The sequence below is a fragment of the Klebsiella sp. BIGb0149 genome, assembly GCF_004362605.1.
Classification (GTDB): domain Bacteria; phylum Pseudomonadota; class Gammaproteobacteria; order Enterobacterales; family Enterobacteriaceae; genus Klebsiella; species Klebsiella terrigena.
Map to the genome: position 1 here is coordinate 1,119,383 of NZ_SNYG01000001.1, position 18,633 is coordinate 1,138,015.

General features: G+C 59.5%; 18 protein-coding genes. 6 read left to right on the forward strand and 12 right to left on the reverse strand.

All coding sequences use genetic code 11. The features are described from left to right. Positions 1-65 precede the first annotated feature (65 nt). Entirely contained in the window at positions 66-1,118 is a 1,053-nt protein-coding gene (locus EDF75_RS05365; RefSeq protein WP_133597588.1) for a LacI family DNA-binding transcriptional regulator, read from the forward strand. 11 nt (positions 1,119-1,129) lie between these two features. Here EDF75_RS05365 and EDF75_RS05370 read toward each other — a convergent pair whose 3' ends face one another. Both EDF75_RS05370 and EDF75_RS05375 read right to left on the reverse strand, forming a co-directional pair. Beyond that, the gene (locus EDF75_RS05370) at positions 1,130-2,914 is read right to left on the reverse strand and encodes a diguanylate cyclase (protein ID WP_133597590.1); all 1,785 of its coding nucleotides are present in this window, start codon (positions 2,912-2,914) and stop codon (positions 1,130-1,132) included. Positions 2,915-2,996: 82 nt separating this feature from the next. Next, positions 2,997-4,196 carry an HD-GYP domain-containing protein gene (locus tag EDF75_RS05375; protein ID WP_133597592.1) on the reverse strand — a complete coding sequence of 400 codons (1,200 nt, stop codon included), beginning with the start codon at positions 4,194-4,196 and terminating at the stop codon, positions 2,997-2,999. A 310-nt stretch (positions 4,197-4,506) separates the two neighbouring features. Between EDF75_RS05375 and fraE the strand changes: the two genes are divergently transcribed. After that, a complete protein-coding gene (fraE, locus tag EDF75_RS05380; protein ID WP_133597594.1) occupies positions 4,507-5,550 on the forward strand; it encodes a fructose-asparagine asparaginase in 1,044 nt (347 codons plus the stop codon). Positions 5,551-5,575: 25 nt separating this feature from the next. On the opposite strand, the gene fecE is transcribed toward fraE, so the two are convergent. From fecE to fecI, 7 genes are all read right to left on the reverse strand, one after another. After that, positions 5,576-6,343, reverse strand: coding sequence for a Fe(3+) dicitrate ABC transporter ATP-binding protein FecE (fecE, locus tag EDF75_RS05385; protein ID WP_133597595.1), 768 nt, complete (start codon positions 6,341-6,343; stop codon positions 5,576-5,578). After that, entirely contained in the window at positions 6,344-7,291 is a 948-nt protein-coding gene (gene fecD / locus EDF75_RS05390; protein ID WP_243733511.1) for a Fe(3+) dicitrate ABC transporter permease subunit FecD, read from the reverse strand. 2 nt (positions 7,292-7,293) lie between these two features. Next, complete coding sequence (gene fecC / locus EDF75_RS05395) at positions 7,294-8,292, reverse strand: iron-dicitrate ABC transporter permease FecC (protein WP_133597599.1); 999 nt, start codon at positions 8,290-8,292, stop codon at positions 7,294-7,296. Next, entirely contained in the window at positions 8,289-9,191 is a 903-nt protein-coding gene (locus EDF75_RS05400; RefSeq protein ID WP_133597601.1) for a Fe(3+) dicitrate ABC transporter substrate-binding protein, read from the reverse strand. The genes fecC and EDF75_RS05400 overlap by 4 nt, the downstream gene beginning before the upstream one ends. Positions 9,192-9,282: 91 nt before the next feature. Continuing rightward, positions 9,283-11,613, reverse strand: a complete 2,331-nt coding sequence (gene fecA, locus EDF75_RS05405) for a TonB-dependent Fe(3+) dicitrate receptor FecA (RefSeq protein ID WP_133597603.1) — start codon at positions 11,611-11,613, stop codon at positions 9,283-9,285. Positions 11,614-11,710: 97 nt separating this feature from the next. Then, complete coding sequence (gene fecR, locus EDF75_RS05410) at positions 11,711-12,658, reverse strand: ferric citrate uptake sigma factor regulator FecR (RefSeq protein ID WP_133597605.1); 948 nt, start codon at positions 12,656-12,658, stop codon at positions 11,711-11,713. Continuing rightward, entirely contained in the window at positions 12,655-13,176 is a 522-nt protein-coding gene (gene fecI / locus EDF75_RS05415; protein WP_133597607.1) for a ferric citrate uptake sigma factor FecI, read from the reverse strand. Before fecI ends, fecR begins: the two co-directional genes overlap by 4 nt. Positions 13,177-13,446: 270 nt before the next feature. Between fecI and EDF75_RS05420 the strand changes: the two genes are divergently transcribed. From EDF75_RS05420 to EDF75_RS05435, 4 genes are all read left to right on the forward strand, one after another. Then, a complete protein-coding gene (locus tag EDF75_RS05420) occupies positions 13,447-14,229 on the forward strand; it encodes a class I SAM-dependent methyltransferase (protein ID WP_133597609.1) in 783 nt (260 codons plus the stop codon). A gap of 573 nt (positions 14,230-14,802) precedes the next feature. Further along, positions 14,803-15,717, forward strand: a complete 915-nt coding sequence (lpxP, locus tag EDF75_RS05425) for a kdo(2)-lipid IV(A) palmitoleoyltransferase (RefSeq protein WP_133597611.1) — start codon at positions 14,803-14,805, stop codon at positions 15,715-15,717. 91 nt (positions 15,718-15,808) lie between these two features. Next, positions 15,809-16,447: a leucine efflux protein LeuE gene (gene leuE, locus EDF75_RS05430; protein WP_133597612.1), complete on the forward strand. Its 639-nt coding sequence runs from the start codon at positions 15,809-15,811 to the stop codon at positions 16,445-16,447. Positions 16,448-16,574: 127 nt separating this feature from the next. Continuing rightward, positions 16,575-16,838 carry a DUF2534 family protein gene (locus EDF75_RS05435; protein WP_041145045.1) on the forward strand — a complete coding sequence of 88 codons (264 nt, stop codon included), beginning with the start codon at positions 16,575-16,577 and terminating at the stop codon, positions 16,836-16,838. A 42-nt stretch (positions 16,839-16,880) separates the two neighbouring features. Here the strand turns inward: EDF75_RS05435 and EDF75_RS05440 are convergent, their stop codons facing one another. The 3 genes from EDF75_RS05440 to EDF75_RS05450 form a co-directional block, all read right to left on the reverse strand. Then, positions 16,881-17,003, reverse strand: coding sequence for a hypothetical protein (locus EDF75_RS05440; protein WP_115193110.1), 123 nt, complete (start codon positions 17,001-17,003; stop codon positions 16,881-16,883). 202 nt (positions 17,004-17,205) lie between these two features. Next, positions 17,206-17,310 (reverse strand): YoaK family small membrane protein, encoded by a 105-nt coding sequence (locus tag EDF75_RS05445; protein ID WP_041145046.1) that lies wholly within the window; start codon positions 17,308-17,310, stop codon positions 17,206-17,208. A gap of 57 nt (positions 17,311-17,367) precedes the next feature. Then, a complete protein-coding gene (locus tag EDF75_RS05450) occupies positions 17,368-18,381 on the reverse strand; it encodes a sensor domain-containing diguanylate cyclase (protein WP_133597614.1) in 1,014 nt (337 codons plus the stop codon). Between the last annotated feature and the right edge of the window lie 252 nt (positions 18,382-18,633).

Consider the following 18,633-nt stretch of genomic DNA (forward strand, 5'->3'; position numbering starts at 1 on the left):
TTATGCATCGGCGCGTCAATCGCCCATAATGGGCCTACGGTTTTTCTGTCAGGAGGGATGTCTCAATGGTTGAGCGTATACGTCGCCCCGTGACCAGTTACGATGTGGCGAAACTGGCCGGAGTGTCACAATCTGCGGTATCGCGTGCGTTTACTGAGGGCGGGAAGGTCTCGGCGACAACGCGCGAAAAAATCAAGGATGCGGCCGCCCAGCTTGGCTACCGGCCGAGCTTTGTTGCCCGCTCGCTGATTACCCGCCGCTCAAACCTTATTGGCGTCGTCGTACCTGGCCTGATGAATCCCTTTTACGCCGGCCTGGTGGATGAGCTGGCGCAGGCCTTCAAGGAGATGGGCTACAGCGTACTGCTCTTTTCGATGAACAGCGACGGGGATACCGATCCTATTCTCGAAGATATCCTGCGTCACCGGGTTGAGGCGCTGATCTTAGTTTCCACCATGCTCTCCTCACATTTTGCCGAAGAGTGTCAGCATAACGGCCTACCCGTGCTGCTGCTCAACCGTAAGAATGCCAGTAAAAACGTCTCCAGCGTCACCAGCGATAACCTGCGCGGCGGGGAGCAGATTGCTGATTTTCTGGTGGCGGGAGGGCATCGCCAGCTCGCTTTTATTGCCGGCTTTGACTCCTCCTCAACCAGCAGAGACCGTGAGCAGGGCTTCACCGAGCGCCTGCGTCGGCATGGTTTTCCCGCGCCGCTGCGGGCTCAGGGACTCTACTGCGTGGAAACGGCAATGGCGGCGACGCGCGCCCTGCTGAACGGGAAGCAGCGCCCGGACGGCATCTTTTGCGCCAACGATATTATGGCCATCGGCGCGCTCAACGTGGCGGTGGGCGAGTTTGGGCTGGTTGCCGGGCGCGATATTTCGATCATCGGTTTTGATAATATCGCGATGGCCGACTGGCCGTTATTTAACCTCACCACCTGGGTTCAGCCCGTCGATGAAATGGTGGCTTGCGCGGTACGCACCATTACGCAGCAGTTTGCCGATGCCGCATCGCCGGCGGTGCAGCAGGTGCTGACCGGCCGGCTTATCGTGCGCAAGAGCGCGCGTATTCCCGCTCAGCCGGCGATGAATGAAAGCGTTGCCGGGCGGGTTTAGGCGACCCGCCGTCAGTCGGTTTTTAGCATTCCGAAGCTGACGATCCGCGAGCGGCCGAGCTCTTTTGCCCGGTACAGCGCGGCATCGGCGGCGCGCAGCAGGCTGTCGCTTTGCGTATGCTGCGGGAAGCTGGCAATCCCGATAGAGACATCTATCTGACCCATTTCGCTCAGGCCGTAGCGCAGCGTCATATTGCGAACGTTGTTGTAGATATCCTCGGCGCACGCCAGGGCGGACTCTTCGTTGGTCCCGGCGAGCAGGACTAAAAACTCTTCCCCGCCGTAGCGGAAAGCCATGCCGATATCACGCACCGCGCGCTGCACGATGGTCGCCACGTTTTTAATCACCAGATCGCCCGCCTCGTGACCGTACCTGTCGTTGATTACCTTGAAGTGATCGATATCGATCATCAGGCAGCTCAGCGGCGTGCCGTTGCGCACCGCCAGGTTCATCTGGGTATGCAGGGCGTCTTCAAGGTGGTGGCGGTTGCGCAGCCCGGTTAGCGAGTCGAAAAGCGCCTTTTCCAGCAGGGCGTTGCGCAGGCGCTGGTTAGCCAGCGCCAGGCCCAGCGCTTCAGCCATCAGCTCAAGGTAGGCGCGTGAAGGGGCGGTGGCAGGAGTGACGTTCCTGAAGGAGAGCAGGCCGATGGCTTCCCCCTGGGCAATCAGCGGAACGCAAAGCGAGCACTCCGCGCTCGACTCCGGCAGATGGTAGCAGGCGATATCCGGCTCGCCGTTGACCGGAGGGTGGCTTAGCCCGCGCCGCACGGCCCAGCAGTTCTCGGGATGAAAGATCTCCGGTTCATCCGGCGGCGAGAGCCAGCGGGCGACGCAGCGCATCTGCCAGGGGTCGAGGTCGAGAATATAGAGCCGCCCGGGGATCTCCGGCGCGATGTTGGGCGCGAAAAGCTCGGCCACTTTAATCACATCCTCGAAAGATTCGCACCCCTGCAGGCGCTGGGTCATCCGCGCCAGCAGCTCGCGGATCGCCCAGTCGGCGTCCCGCTCCTGCTCCAGACGCTGGCGCGCCAGGCCGTTCTCGCGGAAAATGCGGATCGCCTGCGCCATATCGCCAATTTCATCAATCTGGGTGAAGTTAGGCGCTTCGACGGCGTAATCCTGCGAGGCGAGCCTTTGCACGACATCGCTCAGGCGCACAACCGGGTACAGCACACGGCGCTGCAGAATAAAACCCAGCACAAACAGGAACATCAGCGCCGTCAGTCCGACCATCAGCTCGGAGAGGCTGCGCCAGGTGTGGGACTTCTCGGTGGCTTGCGCAATAGCGCCGTTGGCCCGGCCTTCCAGCAGCAGGCGGAAGTGGTCGATCTGCGTCTGAACCCGCTCGAGCTCGCGCTCATAGACCTTGCCGTAGAGCAGGCCGATAGCCTCTTTATCTTCGCCGCGGGCGATATTAGCCAGCGCCGCCTGCTGCTCATCCTGCAGCTCGTCGGCGATGCGTAAACCCTCGCGCAGCAGCGCCAGCTCCTGGGGCGTTGCGCCGCTATCCCTAAGCTTTGCTAGCCGGTGCTCGATGGCGACCGTCGTCTGAGCATTCTGGCGATACTCCTCTAAAACGTCAGGGTTTTTATTGATAACATAGGCCCGCGCGAGGTCCGAAAGCGCCCAGGCGTCGGTTTCAACTTCTTCGGTGAGCTGGTCGAAAATCTGGCGCTGCTGCACCGCCTGGCGTTCGGCAGTATCCGCGTTTGAGGCCATCAGCATCGCAATGCCTGAGGCGAGGGTCAGGGCGACGGTTATACCGTAGGCCCAGTTGGTCATGGTGGCGATTCTCACCGGTAATTTCCTTGCGTGCAGATGAATTTATAACGTTATTTTTTATTATAGAACCCCGTCCTGTCCGCAGGCTGCCGGCAGGTTACGGCGGTGACCGATCGCGTTTTTTACCGATGATTTCGCGATGAAGCGTGTCGGCATGCTGGCGTAAAACGGCAAAAACATTCGCATCCAGCGCGCCATTTATAACATCGTTTTCAATCAGCCGTAATGCCTGCTGATAGCTCATCGCCTGGCGATAGGGGCGATTTTCGGTCAGCGCGGTAAAAATGTCGGCGACGGCGATGATTCTGTCCGGCAGATGCAGATAATCCGCGCTCAGATGCAGCGGATACCCGCTGCCGTCGAGCTTTTCATGATGGTTGGCGGCCCAGTTAATAATCTCGCCAAGTTCGCTAAAGGCGCTGAGAAGCTCGCCGGTCATATAGCTGTGTTCGCGCACCTGCAGCCGCTCCTCCGGGGCCAGCTCTCCCTGTTTTTCCAGAATATCCAGCGGGATAAAGATCTTGCCAATATCGTGCAGGTAGCCGGCGGCCTCGATTTTCTTACACTCTTCTACCGGCAGATCCATGTAGCGCGCCAGCTGCCAGGAGATTTCGCCGACCATAATACTGTGGCTGGCGGTGAAGCTGCTGTAGGTATCAACGATTTTGGCAATCAATAAGCAAATATCCTTCAGGCCGTCGATATCGATATACAGATCGTTAATCGGGCCGATAATTTCCAGCATCCGCTGGATATGGCCGGGATTAAGATGCAGCCAGAAGTGCTCCTTTTTCGCCAGCTGACACAGGGTACGGCACAGCTGCGGGTCCAGCTCCTGATGCAGGGTGCGGAATTTATCAATAATAATATCAGTCTGATACGCGGTCGCCGTCTCGTCTGCGGAGAGCAGACGTTCGAAGGAGTCGGCAAAACAGACGATATGCTCGTCGAGGCTACCTTTATAGTCCACGCTGAAGTGGTGGTGACGAATAATGGGCAGGATCGGCGCGAAGGTGGCGAGGCCGCTGAGCATCTCCGCTCCCCGGTGCTGGTGAGGATCGTTCAGATTATCTATCGCATTGAGCGAGGTAATCATCCGCTTGTCGCCCAGTACTCCGATATCGTGCAGCAGCGCGGCGCAAAAGATGGTCTGCTGCTGCTGACGCGGCAGCCGTAACGCCAGCGAAAGCTCAAGGGCGATGAGGGCCGTTCGCTGCATATGCAGATGGAGTTCGGGATTGATTATCTGTATGACACGAGTGGTAAGCATCAATGCTGATTTTAAGGCGAGACGCATCGTTTTTCCCTCTTCGCGATATCCACATAAAATAGGTCGATCATGGCCGTTACTGTCGTGATAATTTAATGGCAACGCGTCTGAAGCGGGACGACGAAAATAATAAACGCTTAGTCCGGCGGCGATTTCATTGTCAAAACATGCCCATCCTGGAGCATCGCTGCACCAAATCTGCGCGAGAAATGAATGAAAAAGCCTTTACTGCCCGATAGTTAACCATTTTGCCTGTAAAAAGAAAATAAATAGTGGCAAGCCGTTTGCATTAACTCTCCGCCAGTTTGATTAATATCTATTTTGGGGAAGAGTGAATATGAATTTTAGAGCATTACTTGCGATTGCGTTACTGACGATGAGTTCCCTGGCAGCCAGCGAAACGCGCCTGCCGCATATCGTGATCCTCGCCACCGGCGGAACCATTGCCGGGTCGGCGGCCAGTAATACCCAAACCACCGGCTATAAGGCCGGCGCGATTGGCGTCCAGACCCTGATTAACGCGGTGCCTGAAATGAGCAAGGTGGCGCGGGTGGACGGCGAGCAGGTGGCGAATATCGGCAGTGAAAATATGACCAGCGATATTATCCTCAAACTCTCTAAGCGGGTGAATGAGCTGCTGGCCAGGGATGACGTTGACGGGGTGGTGATCACCCACGGTACCGATACGCTCGATGAGACGCCTTACTTCCTCAACCTGACGGTGAAAAGCAATAAGCCGGTGGTGCTGACGGCGGCGATGCGGCCGGCAACGGCGATAAGCGCCGATGGCCCGATGAACCTGCTGGAGGCGGTGACCGTTGCCGCCGATCCCGAGGCGAAGGGGCGGGGCGTGATGGTGGTGCTGAACGACCGCATCGGCGCCGCGCGCTTTGTGACCAAAACCAACGCTAACAGCCTCGATACCTTCAAAGCGCCGGAAGAGGGCTACCTGGGCGTTATCGTCGGCGGCAAGCCGCAGTTTGCAACGCGCGTCGATAAGATTCATACCCTGCGCTCGGTCTTTGACGTTCGTCAGCTGAATACGCTGCCGAAGGTGGTGATTATCTACGGCTATCAGGACGACCCGGAGTATATGTACGATGCGGCGATTGCCCATCACGTTGACGGCATCGTCTACGCCGGAACCGGCGCCGGTTCGGTATCCGTGCGCAGCGCCGCTGGGATCGAAAAAGCGCAAAAAGCCGGCATCGTGGTGGTACGCGCCTCCCGCACCGGCAGCGGCGTGGTCCCGGCCGACGATAGCCAGCCTGGGCTGGTGGCCGACTCGCTGAATCCGGCAAAAGCGCGCATTCTGCTGATGACCGCCCTGACGCAAACGCGTAACCCGGAAGTGATTCAGAACTACTTCCATACGTACTGATCGTCCTGTTAGCCGATGGGCCGGGCTATTTCATCACGCACATCGGGCGTCGTGAGATAGGGTCGGGGTGAATTTCCGCCTCCAGCTGGAAAACGCTGCGCAGCAGCGCGGGCGTCAGCACCTCCTCCGGAAGGCCCTGGGCCCGCACTTTCCCGCTTTCCAGCACCACCAGGTGGTCGCAGTAGCGGCTGGCCTGGTTAAGATCGTGAAGGACGGTCACCACCGTCTTTCCGCACATCTGCAGCTCGCGCATCAGCTTCATCAGCTCCACCTGATGATTGATATCCAGCCAGGTTGTCGGCTCATCAAGCAGCACCAGCGGCGTCTGCTGGGCAAGGATCAGCGCCACAAACGCCCGCTGTCTCTGCCCGCCGGACAGTTCGCTCAGCGGCTGCCCGGCGAGCGGCGTCATGCCGGTACGCTCGAGCGCGTCGTCAACGATCCGCCGATCCTCGGCGTTGAGGCGTCCCCACAGCGGCAACCACGGGCTGCGGCCGTAGCTCACCAGCTCGCGTACGCTAATCCCCTCCGGAACGTGGTGCTGCTGCGGCAGCAGCGCCAGATGCCGTGCCAGCTGGCGCGGGCTAAAGCCCGGCAGGGGCCGCTCGCCGAGCCATATTTTACCCGCCGTCGGCGCCAGCAGCCGCGAGAAGCACTTCAGCAGGGTTGATTTACCGCAGCCGTTTGGCCCGAGCAGGGCGCTGATCTGCCCGCCGGGCAGGGTCAGATCCAGCCGGTCGATAATGCGCTTTGCGCCATAGCCGGCGCTCAGGTTTTCGGTTCTCAGTTCCATTCAACGTATCCTTACCAGCAGCCAGATGAACCATGGCGCGCCGATAACGGCGGTTAATACGCCCGCCGGCAGCTCCATTGGGGGATGAATCGTACGGGCCAGCAGGTCGGCCAACAGCAGCAACAGCCCGCCGGTCAGCGCCGAAACGGGCAGCAGGTAGCGGTGGCTGCCGCCCGTTAAGCGGCGCACGAGATGCGGCACCACCAGGCTAATAAACGCGATTGGGCCGCAGACGGCGACGCTCACCGAAGCGAGAGCGACCGCCAGCAGCAGGCCGCCGCGCTGAAGCTGGCGGAGATTGACGCCGAGGGTCCCGGCCCGCTCATGACCGAGCGCCAGCAAGTCCAGGCCGCGGCTGAGCAGCAGGCTTAACGGCAGCAGGAGCGCCAGAACGGGTAGGGCGATAGCGACGAATGAACCGTCCCGCGCCCACAGGCTCCCCGTCAGCCACAGCAGCGCGTTGTTGATCTCCTGGGGCCGGGAGAGCAGCAGGTAGTCGGTAAGGCTGGCCCAGCAGGCCGACAGCGCCACGCCGGTGAGCGCCAGGCGCATCGGGCGGCCAAAGCCGGCCAGCGCAACCAGCGCCAGCATCGCCGCTATGCCGCCGCTAAACGCCACCAGCGGCAGCCACAGCACGGACAGCGAAGGGATAAAATAGAGTGCGGCGACCGACGCCAGGCTGGCGGCATGGTTGATGCCGAGAATATCCGGCGACGCCAGCGGGTTGCGCACCAGGCCCTGAATCAGCACCCCGGCGACCGCCAGCGCGGCGCCGACGATCTGTGCCAGCACCACCCGCGGCAGGCGATACTGCATCAGGACGTAGTGGTACTCGCTGGTTTTGTGCCAGCCGTCGAACAGCGCCCGCCAGGGCAGCGGAACGGCCCCCATAAGCAGGGAGATAACGTTTAACGCCAGCAGCGCCAGCAGCAGGCAGGCGATGCGCATTTTCATCCGCGCCTCCTGACCAGCCAGACAAAGCACGGCGCCCCAACCAGCGCCAGCACCGCGCCCGCCGGAAGCTCCGCGGGCCAGGCCAGCGCGCGGGCGAGAATATCCGCCAGCAGCATAAATATGCCGCCCAGCAGCGCCGCCATCGGCAGCAGGACGCGGCAGTCCTGGCCCACCCACAGCCGCGCGAGGTGCGGTATCAGCAGGCCGATAAACGCCACCGGCCCCGCTACGCTGACGCAGGCGCCGGTCAGCAGCAGCACCGCCGCGTTGATTAGCAGCCGCAGCCGGGAGAGATTCACCCCCAGCGAGTGGGCGGTGCTATCGCCGACGTGTAGCAGGTTCAGGGAGTTTGCCAGCAGAAACACGCCGGGAATAATCAGCGCCGCAAAGGGGAACAGCTGCCAGAACTCCGGCCAGCGAACGTGCGAAACGCCCCCGGCCAGCCAGTATAAAATTCCGTAGGCGCGATCTTCGGCGAGGAGCAGCGTGACGCGGGTTAGCGCCATACACAGCGCCGACAGGGCGATCCCGGCGAGGATCAGCCGGCTGCGATCGAGCTCCTGACGCCAGCCGCCGCCGGCCGCCATCACCAGCAGCCAGCTGACGCCGCCGCCGCAGGCGGCAATAAATGCCAGAGAATAGCCCGCCAGCGGCGCCGGGCTGAAGGCGCTGGTCAGCGACATCGCCAGCGCCGCGCCGCTGTTGATACCGAGCAGGGACGGCGAGGCCAGCGGATTGTGGGTCAGAATTTGCAGCAGCGTGCCCGAAAGCGCCAGGCTGGCGCCGAGCGCGATCGCCACCAGGCTACGCGGCAGGCGCAGATTAAGCACCAGCGCCTGGGCCAGAGAGGGGTTTTTGGGGGCCAGCAGCGCCTGCAGGGCCTCCAGTGGCGCAATGGGGATCGGCGAAAAGCCAAACAGGCTCAGCCACAGCAGGCCCGCCAGCCCGACCAGCGGCAGCCCCCAGATCGGCAGAGCGGAACGGGATGATTTCATTGCTGCACGTCGACCGCCCGGTGGTGAATAATTTTAACCGCATCAGCGGCGATGCGTTCGGCGGCAAACATGCCGCGCATCCGCGCCCAGCTGTTGCTGTCCACGGCGGCCACCTGCTGCTTCTGCTGCGCCTGCAGCATCGGCCATAGCGGGTCCTGCTGCCATTTGCGCACGATGCTTTCCGTCCGATAGTGAGCCACAAACAGCCACTGCGGGTTGATGGCCAGCAGCTGCTCGAGGCCGATCGTCGCCATCGGCGCGCCGCCGATAGCTGCCGGAACCGACAGCCCAAGCGCGCTCAGCACGCTGCCGGTATAGGTATCGCGCGAATGGAGGTTGAACTGCTGTTCGCGGGAGGTGCCGAAGACCACGCTGGCGCCTGCCGGCAGCTGAGCGGCGAAATCGGCCATCCGCCGGCGGTGCTGCGCCAGGCGCTGCTGCATAAGCGGATCCTGGCCGACGACTTTGCCGATAATGGCCGCCGACTGCAGGTTTTCGGCATAGGTTTCATTGCGCGACTTTAGCAGCAGCACCGGAGCGATTTGCCGCAGGGCGGCATAAATGCCGCGATGGCGGCTGCTATCGGCCACGATCAGGTCCGGGCGCAGGGCGCTAATCGCCTCCAGTGAGGGCTGGGCGCGGGTGCCGACCGACCGCCACGGCTTCAGGCGCGCGCGGACCTCGGGCAGAATGCGCGCGGGGTCGTTATCGTCGGCGATGCCGACGGGGCTGAGGTCAACCGCCGCCAGCGCATCGGCGAAAGAGAGCTCCAGCACGACGATCCGCTGCGGGGCTTTATCGAGGGTAAACTGCCCCTGCAGATCCTCGACCGTCACGGCACAAGCCGGGCCGCCGAACGCCAGCAGCGCGGCAAAGACAAGACGTAAAATAGCCAACATACTCACTCCACAATGGCGGGACGCTTCAACCGCCCCGCCGATATCAACCAGCAACAGCGCCGCCTCAGGTCGAGGCGGCGAACGGGCAGTGTCAGAATTTCAGCGATCCCTGCAGGTACAGGGTGCGCGGCTGACCGGCGTAAATGCCTTTGTTGTTGTCGTCGTACGAGCGGGTGTAGTACTCGTGGTCGAAGATATTCTTCACCCCGACCGCGAGGTTGAGGTCGGCCATCTGTGGACCAAAGTCGTAGGCGACGCGCGCCCCCCACAGCATAAAGCCCGGGATGCGGCCGGTGCTGCCGTCGGCGCTCTCCTCGACGGTGTTGGCATTGTCGGCAAACTGGCTGGACTGGAAATCGCTATTGAGGTTGAAGGTCCAGCTGCCCGGCTTATAGTCAACGCCGAGGGTGCCTTTATGCTTCGGCGAGAAGGGGACCTGATTGCCGTAGGTGTCGCCTTTTTCGCGGATTTCAGCGTTAACGTACGCGTAGCTGGCGTAGACCGACAGGTTGTCGAAGCGCGGCGAGAGATCGCCGAGATCGTAGCGTGCCTGGGTCTCCAGCCCGCTGTGGCGGGTTTTGCCGCGGGCGGTGACGGTATCGTTGGTCTGGTTGGAGTCATACTGATTATTGAAGTTAATCAGGAACAGGCCCATTTCCGCGCTCAGGGCGCCGTTGTCGTAGCGGCTGCCGATTTCCCAGGTGCGGGCCTTTTCCGGCTCCACGCTGCCGCTCTCCACAGCCTTGCCAATTTGGCTGTACTGTACGGTACCGAACGATCCTTCGGTGTTAGCATAAAGATTCCAGCTGTCGGTGAGATGATAAAGCACGTTAAGCGCCGGCAGCGGGGCGTTGTAGCTGACCTGCTCGCGGCTACCCTTCAGGTTATTGTCCTGATAAGACTCAATATGTTCGAAGCGCATGCCCGGGGTGATCGTCCAGCTGCCGATATCAACCCGGTCGTCGATATACCAGGCGTGCGCCTCGGTACCGGAACGGGTATCGCGATCGTAAGGGCTGGCGGTGCTCGGCAGCTCGCCGCTGGCGGTGGTGGTGTAGTAGCGCATCTCATGGGTGGATTCGTTCACGTAGCGATAGCCGACGCCCACTTCGTGCGCGGTAGCGCCGAGCGTAAAGCTCTGGCTGTAGCGCGGCTCAATTCCGCGCACCCAGTATTCGCGCGGCGAGAGCGTAATGCGCTTGCCCTGCTCAAGGTAGCCGCTGCGCAGCGTGTGGGTGTAGAAGCCCTGAATATTGAACTTGTGCATGGCGTCCGGCTGAAACTGATAGCCGAGGCTGGCGAGCTGGCGGCGACCCCAGAAGCGGTCGTACGGGCGGGTAGACTGCCAGCGGTCGGCATCATAATCGGCGCGGGAGAGCCCGCCGGGCATGTCGGCCTCGCCGTCATAATATTGCAGCAGGCTGTTAAAGGTATGGACCTCGTTGGGCGCATATTTACTTTTCAGCATCACGTCGTCAATGCGGGTAGCGCTATGCTCGCGCCAGTCGCTGCCGCGGGTGCCGGAATAGAGCAGCGCGGAGCCAAAGCCGTTATCCGCCGTGCCGCCAATCATCAGGTTGTGCGTCTCTTTGGGATTGTTCTGCGAGGAGGTTGGGCTCAGCTGACCCTCAACGCCGCCCTCAATGCCAAAATCCTGCGGAATGGCGCGGGTGACGAAGTTAACGACGCCGCCCACGTTCTGCGGTCCGTAGCGCACGGCGCCCGCGCCGCGAACCACGTCCACGGCATCCATATTGCCCAGCGATACCGGCGCCAGCGACAGCTGGGGCTGGCCGTAGGGGGCGAAGGGCACCGGGATACCGTCCATCAGCACCGTCGAGCGGCTGGCCAGGCGAGGGTTGAGGCCGCGGATGCCAAAGTTCATCGCCAGGTCGTGACTACCGGTCCCGGTATTCTCCGGGGCGTTGACTCCCGGAATGCGGTTCAGCACCTCGCGCATGGTGGTGGCGCCGGTTTTGGCAAACTCCGCGCGGCGAATAACGTCGCGGGCGCCGGCGTGTTCAAACACGTCGTTTTCCCGGGCGTCGCCGAGCCAGTCGCCGACTACCGTCAGCGTTGCCTCGCTGTCAACGGGGGCGGGCTCCAGCGTCCAGGCGTTATTGCCCAGCGCTTTGAGCCGCAGGCCGCTGCCGTTGAGCAGCGTCTGCAGGCCATCCTCAACGTCGTAGCTGCCGTGCAGGCCGTCGCTGTGCTTGCCCCGGGTCAGGCTGGCATCGGCTGCGAGGGTGATGCCGCTGCGGGCGGCGTACTGATTGAGCGCGGTATCTAAATCTCCGGCGGCAATATCAAACTGCGCGGCGGCAAAGGCCGGCGCGGCGGCCAGCGCTATCAGCGGCAGCAGGCTTAAGCGGATTGCCATCACCAGAGGCATTGGTTTGCGTAGAACGCGTAAAGGCGTCATCTGTTCTCCACGATTGTTTTGGTTGTTTTCACCTGTTAAGTCGAACGAGCAGGGGAAAAGGGACAATGGAGAATGAGAATTTTTTGTGTTTTTTTTCTCAGGCGGGCACGACGGTGACCCAGTAGCGGGTGGCAAACTGTAGTTTTACCGGCAGCGTCTGCGTAATAATCTGCAAAATCTGCCCGGTATCGCTCAGCGGAAAGGCGCCGCTGAGGCGTAAATCGGCAACGCGAGGGTCGCAGCGCAGAATGCCGGGACGATAGCGGGAGAGCGTGGCGATAACCTCGCCCAGCGGACGGTCGCGAAAGCTGAGCACGCCCTGGGTCCAGCTATCTTCTCCGGCGCTCAGCGTCCGTATTGGCGAGAAGGCCCCGGCGCTGAAGCGCAGGCTTTCTCCGGCCTCGACCCGCTGAATCTGGCCGTGCGCTAAGCGCACCTCAACGGCGTGCTGCTGCACCGCCAGGCGGGTTTCATCGGCAAACTGGCGCACGGTAAACTCGGTGCCCAGCGCGGTAAGGTTCCCGTCGCGGGTCTGCACGCGAAACGGCCGCTGGCTCTCGTCGCGGGCGGTGCGGATGGCAATTTCGCCGTAGCGCAGGCGCACCAGGCGCTGGCGCGCGTCGAAATAGACGTCGGCGGCGCTGTCGGTGTTGAGGGTCAGAATTGAGCCGTCCGCCAGCGGCTGGCGTCGCGTCATCCCCCTGGCGGTGCGGTAGTCGGCGCGAAGTCCCTCCGCCAGCTCGCTGTCCCACAGCCGCCAGCTTCCGCCGGCGATGGCCAGCAGCATCAATCCTTTCAGCACCTGACGGCGGGCGGCCCGACCGTCGTTGAGAGCCCGACTGGCGAGCGCGCCCGGAAGATGGCCCATCTGCTGACGCAGGTTTTCGACCTGCTGCCAGGCCCACCGGTGATCGTGGTCCTGCTCGTACCACTGCTGCCAGCGGGCTTCCTGCTGCGGACTGGGGCGGCCGTCGCTGAGCAGGGCATACCAGTGGGAGGCCGAGCGCAGGGCCTGGCGACGGGAGTCGCTAAGCTTCGGGGTCACAGATCGTTCTCCAGGCGAAAAATCAGGCAGTGCTCGGTCGCTTTGGCAACATATTTTTTCACCGAGCTGACGGAGACCGTCAGGCGTACGGCGATTTCGGCGTAGGTCAGGCCTTCCAGCTGCGAGAGCAAAAACGCCTCCCGCGCCTTCTGGCTCAGGCCATCCAGCATCGCGTCCACCTGCTGCAGCGTCTCCAGCTGAATTTGCTGCAGCTCGGCGGAGGGCGCCAGCGCTTCCGGGAGCTGGGCAATCATCTCCAGCCAGGCGCGCTCCAGCGCATTGCGGCGAAACAGATCGATCATTACCCGCTTCGCGATGGTGCACAGAAAGGATTTCGGATCGCGGATGGTCGTTAAGGGTTCGCCGCCCATCACCCGTATAAAGGTGTCCTGGGCGACGTCATCGGCGTCGAAAGAGGATTGCAGCCTGCCGGTCAGCCAGTTTTTCAGCCAGCCGTGATGGGCGTGATACAGCGAAGCAAGCGTCAGCGGTGCGGCGGTGGCGGAGAGTGAGGACATGGCCGGATTCAGGAAAAATGGAACGATGGCGCATATGTTAATATGAGAATGTTTCTCATTACAATTAAAACGCAGCGCTAAGTGCGCCTCCAGGCCGGGTTATCACCTTAAGTAATTGTTACCCATTACAATTGATTTTATCTCCGCCTGGCCTGGCGCGCGGCGGCGGCTTCTCAACGGTCAAATGCAAATAAAAGTCATTATCAATATTCCCTCATCAAAGATAATGATGTATTTATAATGCATCTTATAAGTCGTGAGGTGCTGCAGATGAATGCGAGTGAAAAGGCCGGACACACATTTTTAGCCAGCCTGGGGAAAACCCGGCTGCGGCCCGGTGGCGTAGAGGCGACGGAGTGGCTGTTCCGCCAGGCCGATTTGTCCTCGGACAGTACGGTGCTGGAGGTGGCCTGTAATATGGGGACCACCTCAATAGAGCTGGCGAAACGATTTGGCTGTCGGGTATACGCCATCGATATGGATAAAGACGCGCTGGCGAAGGCCCGGCAAAATACCGTTCTTGAAGGCGTGGATAATAAGGTTCTGGTGATGGAGGCTAACGCTACCAGCCTGCCGTTTCCCGACGCCACCTTTGACGCGGTGATTAATGAGGCGATGCTGACCATGTATGCCGATAAAGCTAAAGCAAAGCTGGTGGCGGAATATTATCGCGTGCTCAAGCCCGGCGGCCGCCTGCTGACCCACGATATTATGTACACCCGACAGGCGCTGGGGGAGGGCGATCGCATGGCACTGCAGGGAGTCGTCAGATCTCACGTCAGCCCGATGAGCCAGGCGCGCTGGCAGTCTCTCTTCGAAGAGGCGGGCTTTGACTCCGTGCGCTGCCACGCGGGCCCGATGTCGCTGATGTCGGCGCGGGGGTTGATAAAAGACGAAGGTTTCCGCCAGGCCCTGAGGATCATCTGTAATGGCCTGCTTAAGCGGGAGAATCGTCCGCGTTTTCTGGCGATGATGCGCTTTTTCCGGCGTCAGCGGCGGCAGCTTAATTTTATTGCCTGCTGTTCGGCTAAAAGCCGTACGGTACAAAAATAATGTGTAATAAACGTTCGAAATAAAAGCAACCCTATATATCTGTCATTATTTGTCAGGAAGATAAAATAAGCTGAGTCTTATTTTTTGCGTCACCGCCGGCGGTAAATTTTTGACCGAATATGAGCGAGGTAAATTATTCTTTCCGCTGCCGCCGGCGATACCACGGTTGATTCCTCGCCGCCTCGTTGCGCATCATTATTAAGCAGCGCCTGGGGGAGGCTGAAGGCGCGGGCAGCGCCGAATTGCCGGGCTTTTGCCGATCGACGGCGATGCCGGGAACGGCGGTGGAAAAGGGTGTTTCAGCAGGCGCGAGTTTGGCGCTTGTATAAATGAATAGCATGAAAATGATTTTACAGATGAATATTCTTAATTAATTATTGATTTTTAATTTACATTTTGTAACAAGTGTGCTGGCATTATGTTTTTTTACCCTCAGCGTTCGTTTTTACTTGCCCGAGTGAATTTAGGCAGATTACTATTGTCGTACTTGCTATATGTACCGCCTAACGACTGATGAAGGGAATCGTTTTTTCCTTAAGCGTTACCTCATTTAGGATGTTTACAGGAAAAATGATGCCTTCCGCTTTTGATAAGAGTCTTTTGCATCCCCGCAATTGGGGAACCTGGCTAGGCCTGGCCATTCTTTGGTCGCTCGTGCAATTACCCTATCCGCTCCTTCACCGCATCGGCACCCGCGCCGGTAAGCTGTCGCGACGCTTCCTTAAGCGCCGGGAGCAGATTGCCAGAAGAAACCTTGAGCTCTGTTTCCCCGACATGCCTGCTGAAGCGAGAGAAAAGCTGATCGAGCAGAACTTTATGTCGTTGGGAATGGGGTTAATTGAAACCGGCATGGCGTGGTTCTGGAGCGACGAGCGCGTCAGGAAATGGTTTGATGTCGAAGGTCTCGACAATCTCGAAAAGGCGATGAGCGCGCGTAAAGGCGTCATGGCGGTCGGCGTGCACTTTATTTCTCTTGAGCTCGGCGGCCGTACGATGGGCCTCTGCCGGCCGATGATGGCAACCTACCGTCCGCACAACAGCCCGCTGATGGAGTGGGTGCAGACTCGCGGACGCCTGCGTTCGAACAAAGCGATGATCGATCGCCGCAATTTATCCGGCCTGGTGCACGCTCTGAAAGCCGGTGAGGCGGTGTGGTTTGCTCCCGATCAGGATTACGGCCCCAAGGGCAGCGTCTTTGCTCCGTTCTTCTCCGTGCCCCAGGCCGCAACGACCAACGGCACCTACGTTCTGTCGCGCCTCTCGGGTGCCAAAATGCTGACCATCAGCATGGTGCGTAAAGCGAACGGCAAAGGCTACACCTTATACATTGGCGACACGCTGGACGATTATCCTGTTGAAGATAAGCAGGAAGCGGCCACCTACATCAACAGGGTTATCGAAAGAGAGATCCTGCGCGCGCCTGAACAATATCTGTGGGTTCACCGACGCTTCAAAACGCGTCCGCTGGGTGAAGCCTCTCTGTACTAAGCCACCAGGCAGAGTAAGCTCTTTCAAAATCACGTTAGTTGCGTTAACGTGAGCGCGATCATATTTCTTGTTGAACGCGAAGGAGTGCAGTGTGTTCGCTGAGTTTGGTGTTTTGAACTATTTGACCTACCTGGTCGGGGCTATTTTTATCATCCTGGTGCCCGGCCCCAATACCTTTTTTGTCCTCAAAACCGGCATCGCGCACGGCATCAGGAAGGGCTATCTGGCGGCGGCTGGCGTGTTTATCGGCGACGCGGTGCTGATGCTGCTGGCTTTTGCCGGCGTTGCGACGCTGATCAAGACGACGCCGGTACTGTTCAATATCGTGCGCTATCTCGGGGCCATCTATCTGCTGTGGCTGGGTGGCAAAATGCTCTACGCGGTGCTGACGCAGCGGGAAGGGCAGAGCGATGCCGACGCCGAGCCGGTGAGTGCGATCCTCAAGCGTTCGCTGACCCTCAGCCTCACCAATCCTAAGGCTATCCTGTTTTACGTCTCCTTCTTCGTCCAGTTTATCGACGTCAGCGCGAAGACGCCGGGCCTGGCCTTCTTTATTCTGGCGCTGACCCTGGAAGTGATTAGCTTTATGTACATGAGCTTCTTAATTGTCTCCGGATCTTTCGTGACGCGCTACGTTAAAACGAAGAAGAAGCTCGCCAAAATTGGCAACAGCCTGATAGGTCTGGTCTTTGTCGGATTTGCCGCGCGCCTGGCGACGCTGCAGTCGTAGCCGTCCGGCCGGTGGCGTTGCGCCGGCCCGCAGCGATAATCTCTGGATTGTAACAAAAGCCCTTCAATTTTAATTGCATTGGTGTTACATATACAGCCGATTGTCGGTCAGATAAAAGGGAACCCGGATGATTCTGCATAAACTCATCAGCAATAAAAACAGTAAGAAATTTTTCTTGTCGATAGCGGTGGTGTTTGCCATCGCGCTTGCCGTGGTTGGACGCGCGACGTTTGGCGGCGTGGTGAGCGAGTACAATATGCCGTACTCCGAATGGACAACCTCGATGTTCTTCCTGCAAGGGGCGATGGTGACGGTCTACAGCATCGTATTTACGCTGCTTTTTTCCATTCCGCTGGGCTTCGTCTTCTTAGGTTCTGACCGCCAGGACTAAATGAAACAAGGCGAACCCAGGTTCGCCTTGATCCGCCTTTTTTCACCAGCCTCTGCCGTCGTAATGATGGTGGTGGTGTCTGTGATGATAGCCATCATCAACAATGCATCCCGATAACAGCGTGCATAGCGCGAGCATCAACGACAACACGATCGGTTTTTTCATTTCTCACTTCTCCGTTAGTCCGCCGTCCGCCCGCAACTGGCGACGGGTTCGGCTGGTGAAGTGAGTGTATCGCGTTAAGTTATTGAGTGGATAAGACAACTCTGCAATTTAAGCACCACGGAAAAGGGCGGTTACCACCAGCCAAACTGCACGCCAGCCAGCGCAATAACGGCGATAATAATCATCAAAATGGTGCTTTTTTTCACGAAGCGCCGCCCGGCGCCGCGTATCCGCCAACAAAAAACCAGCCAAGAAAAATGACGGCGATAATAAAAATTACTACCGGGAAAAGAATACCCAATTTCATTGTGTTGTCCCTGAGCCTGCAAGTGATGTCCGCTATCATACTGGAAATCCCGCCGGGTTAGTCAATATTCAGGAAGGTCTCTTTGCGGCGCGACTTTTTATCCTGATACATCGCATCGTCAGCGGCCCGCAGCGCGCTCTCCATATCCATCGTTTGCGGATCCACGTCGATCACCCCAAAGCTGGCGCCAGGGTAGCTAATCCGGTGCTCGGCCAGGAAGTAAATTCCGCCGAGCTCCTTGCGCAGAGCGGCAATAAACGCCTGCTGCTCTTCGGCTTCGAGACCCGCACCGATAATCAAGAACTCGTCGCCGCCGAGGCGACCCACCAGATCCCCCTGGCGCACGCGGGCGTTTAAACGCTCGCCAACCTGGACAAGGAAGCTATCGCCGCATGGGTGGCCGAACCGATCGTTGATCGCCTTAAAGTCGTCGAGATCGATGAAGATCAGCAAAATATTGCGCTGCAGTTCGCGCGCGCGCGGGAATATCGTCGAGAGGTGCTTGAACAGCGCGCGACGGTTGGGTAAGCCGGTTAATTCGTCGGTGTAGGAGTGCATCTCCAGCGCCGAGTTGGCGGCGCGCAGCTGCTCGACCAGCGTCTCTTTCTCAACGTAGTGCGAGATGAGGTTGGCGAACAGGCCCATCACCTGCTCGCCTTCCAGGTTGTAGGGCTGTTTCTGGCGGCTGGTGGCGCAGAGCGTGCCGTACAGCGAGCCGTCGGTCAGGCGAACGGGAATGCTGAAAAAGGTGGCGATACCGAGCTCCTGGGCGGCAATGCACGAGCGCCAGCGGCTGGCGACGTCGTTGCTGAACAGGCAGTTATCATCGATAGCGCGCTTGCACAGCGACTCGTTCCACGGGACGGAAAAGCCCTCCGGGATCGTCATTTCGCTACTGTTATGCGCATACATAACCAGCTGGCGCTGGGCGCTAAGATCAATTCGGGTCAGATAGGTCGACTCCATTCGGGTCACAAGTTCCAGCATCTCAAGCAGTTGTCGCACCAACAGCTCCAGCGAATGTTCGTTGGCGAGCGTTTGCGAGACGCGAGCAAGAATAAAATCTGACATGAATGTACGGCTCCCGATCGCCGAGCGCTATCGCCGGTAAAAGGCTGAAACGGCTAACAGCGAAAAGTAAACATAGATACAACAAATTTAACACATTAGCGGCGGGAATACCTGCGGTCGCAGCGGGAAAAAAAGCCCCGTCGGGGGCGACGGGGAAAAACTCATTGATTATGGAATGATCTGTTCTCTGGTCAATTCGAGAACAAGGGCTACTCTACGGCGCAAAAGTGTAGTTAAAATGGAGAAATCGTG

Bases quoted from the DNA above. Each gene is read 5' to 3' on its own strand.
- fecI (WP_133597607.1), bottom strand. From the start codon at position 13,176: ATGTCCTCACTCTCCGCCACCGCCGCACCGCTGACGCTTGCTTCGCTG.
- EDF75_RS05400 (WP_133597601.1), bottom strand. From the start codon at position 9,191: ATGTTGGCTATTTTACGTCTTGTCTTTGCCGCGCTGCTGGCGTTCGGC.
- fecA (WP_133597603.1), bottom strand. From the start codon at position 11,613: ATGACGCCTTTACGCGTTCTACGCAAACCAATGCCTCTGGTGATGGCA.
- EDF75_RS05375 (WP_133597592.1), bottom strand. From the start codon at position 4,196: ATGCGTCTCGCCTTAAAATCAGCATTGATGCTTACCACTCGTGTCATA.
- EDF75_RS05450 (WP_133597614.1), bottom strand. From the start codon at position 18,381: ATGTCAGATTTTATTCTTGCTCGCGTCTCGCAAACGCTCGCCAACGAA.
- fecD (WP_243733511.1), bottom strand. From the start codon at position 7,291: ATGCGCATCGCCTGCCTGCTGCTGGCGCTGCTGGCGTTAAACGTTATC.
- EDF75_RS05440 (WP_115193110.1), bottom strand. From the start codon at position 17,003: ATGAAAAAACCGATCGTGTTGTCGTTGATGCTCGCGCTATGCACGCTG.
- EDF75_RS05365 (WP_133597588.1), top strand. From the start codon at position 66: ATGGTTGAGCGTATACGTCGCCCCGTGACCAGTTACGATGTGGCGAAA.
- fraE (WP_133597594.1), top strand. From the start codon at position 4,507: ATGAATTTTAGAGCATTACTTGCGATTGCGTTACTGACGATGAGTTCC.
- fecC (WP_133597599.1), bottom strand. From the start codon at position 8,292: ATGAAATCATCCCGTTCCGCTCTGCCGATCTGGGGGCTGCCGCTGGTC.
- EDF75_RS05445 (WP_041145046.1), bottom strand. From the start codon at position 17,310: ATGAAATTGGGTATTCTTTTCCCGGTAGTAATTTTTATTATCGCCGTC.
- fecE (WP_133597595.1), bottom strand. From the start codon at position 6,343: ATGGAACTGAGAACCGAAAACCTGAGCGCCGGCTATGGCGCAAAGCGC.
- EDF75_RS05420 (WP_133597609.1), top strand. From the start codon at position 13,447: ATGAATGCGAGTGAAAAGGCCGGACACACATTTTTAGCCAGCCTGGGG.
- EDF75_RS05435 (WP_041145045.1), top strand. From the start codon at position 16,575: ATGATTCTGCATAAACTCATCAGCAATAAAAACAGTAAGAAATTTTTC.
- lpxP (WP_133597611.1), top strand. From the start codon at position 14,803: ATGCCTTCCGCTTTTGATAAGAGTCTTTTGCATCCCCGCAATTGGGGA.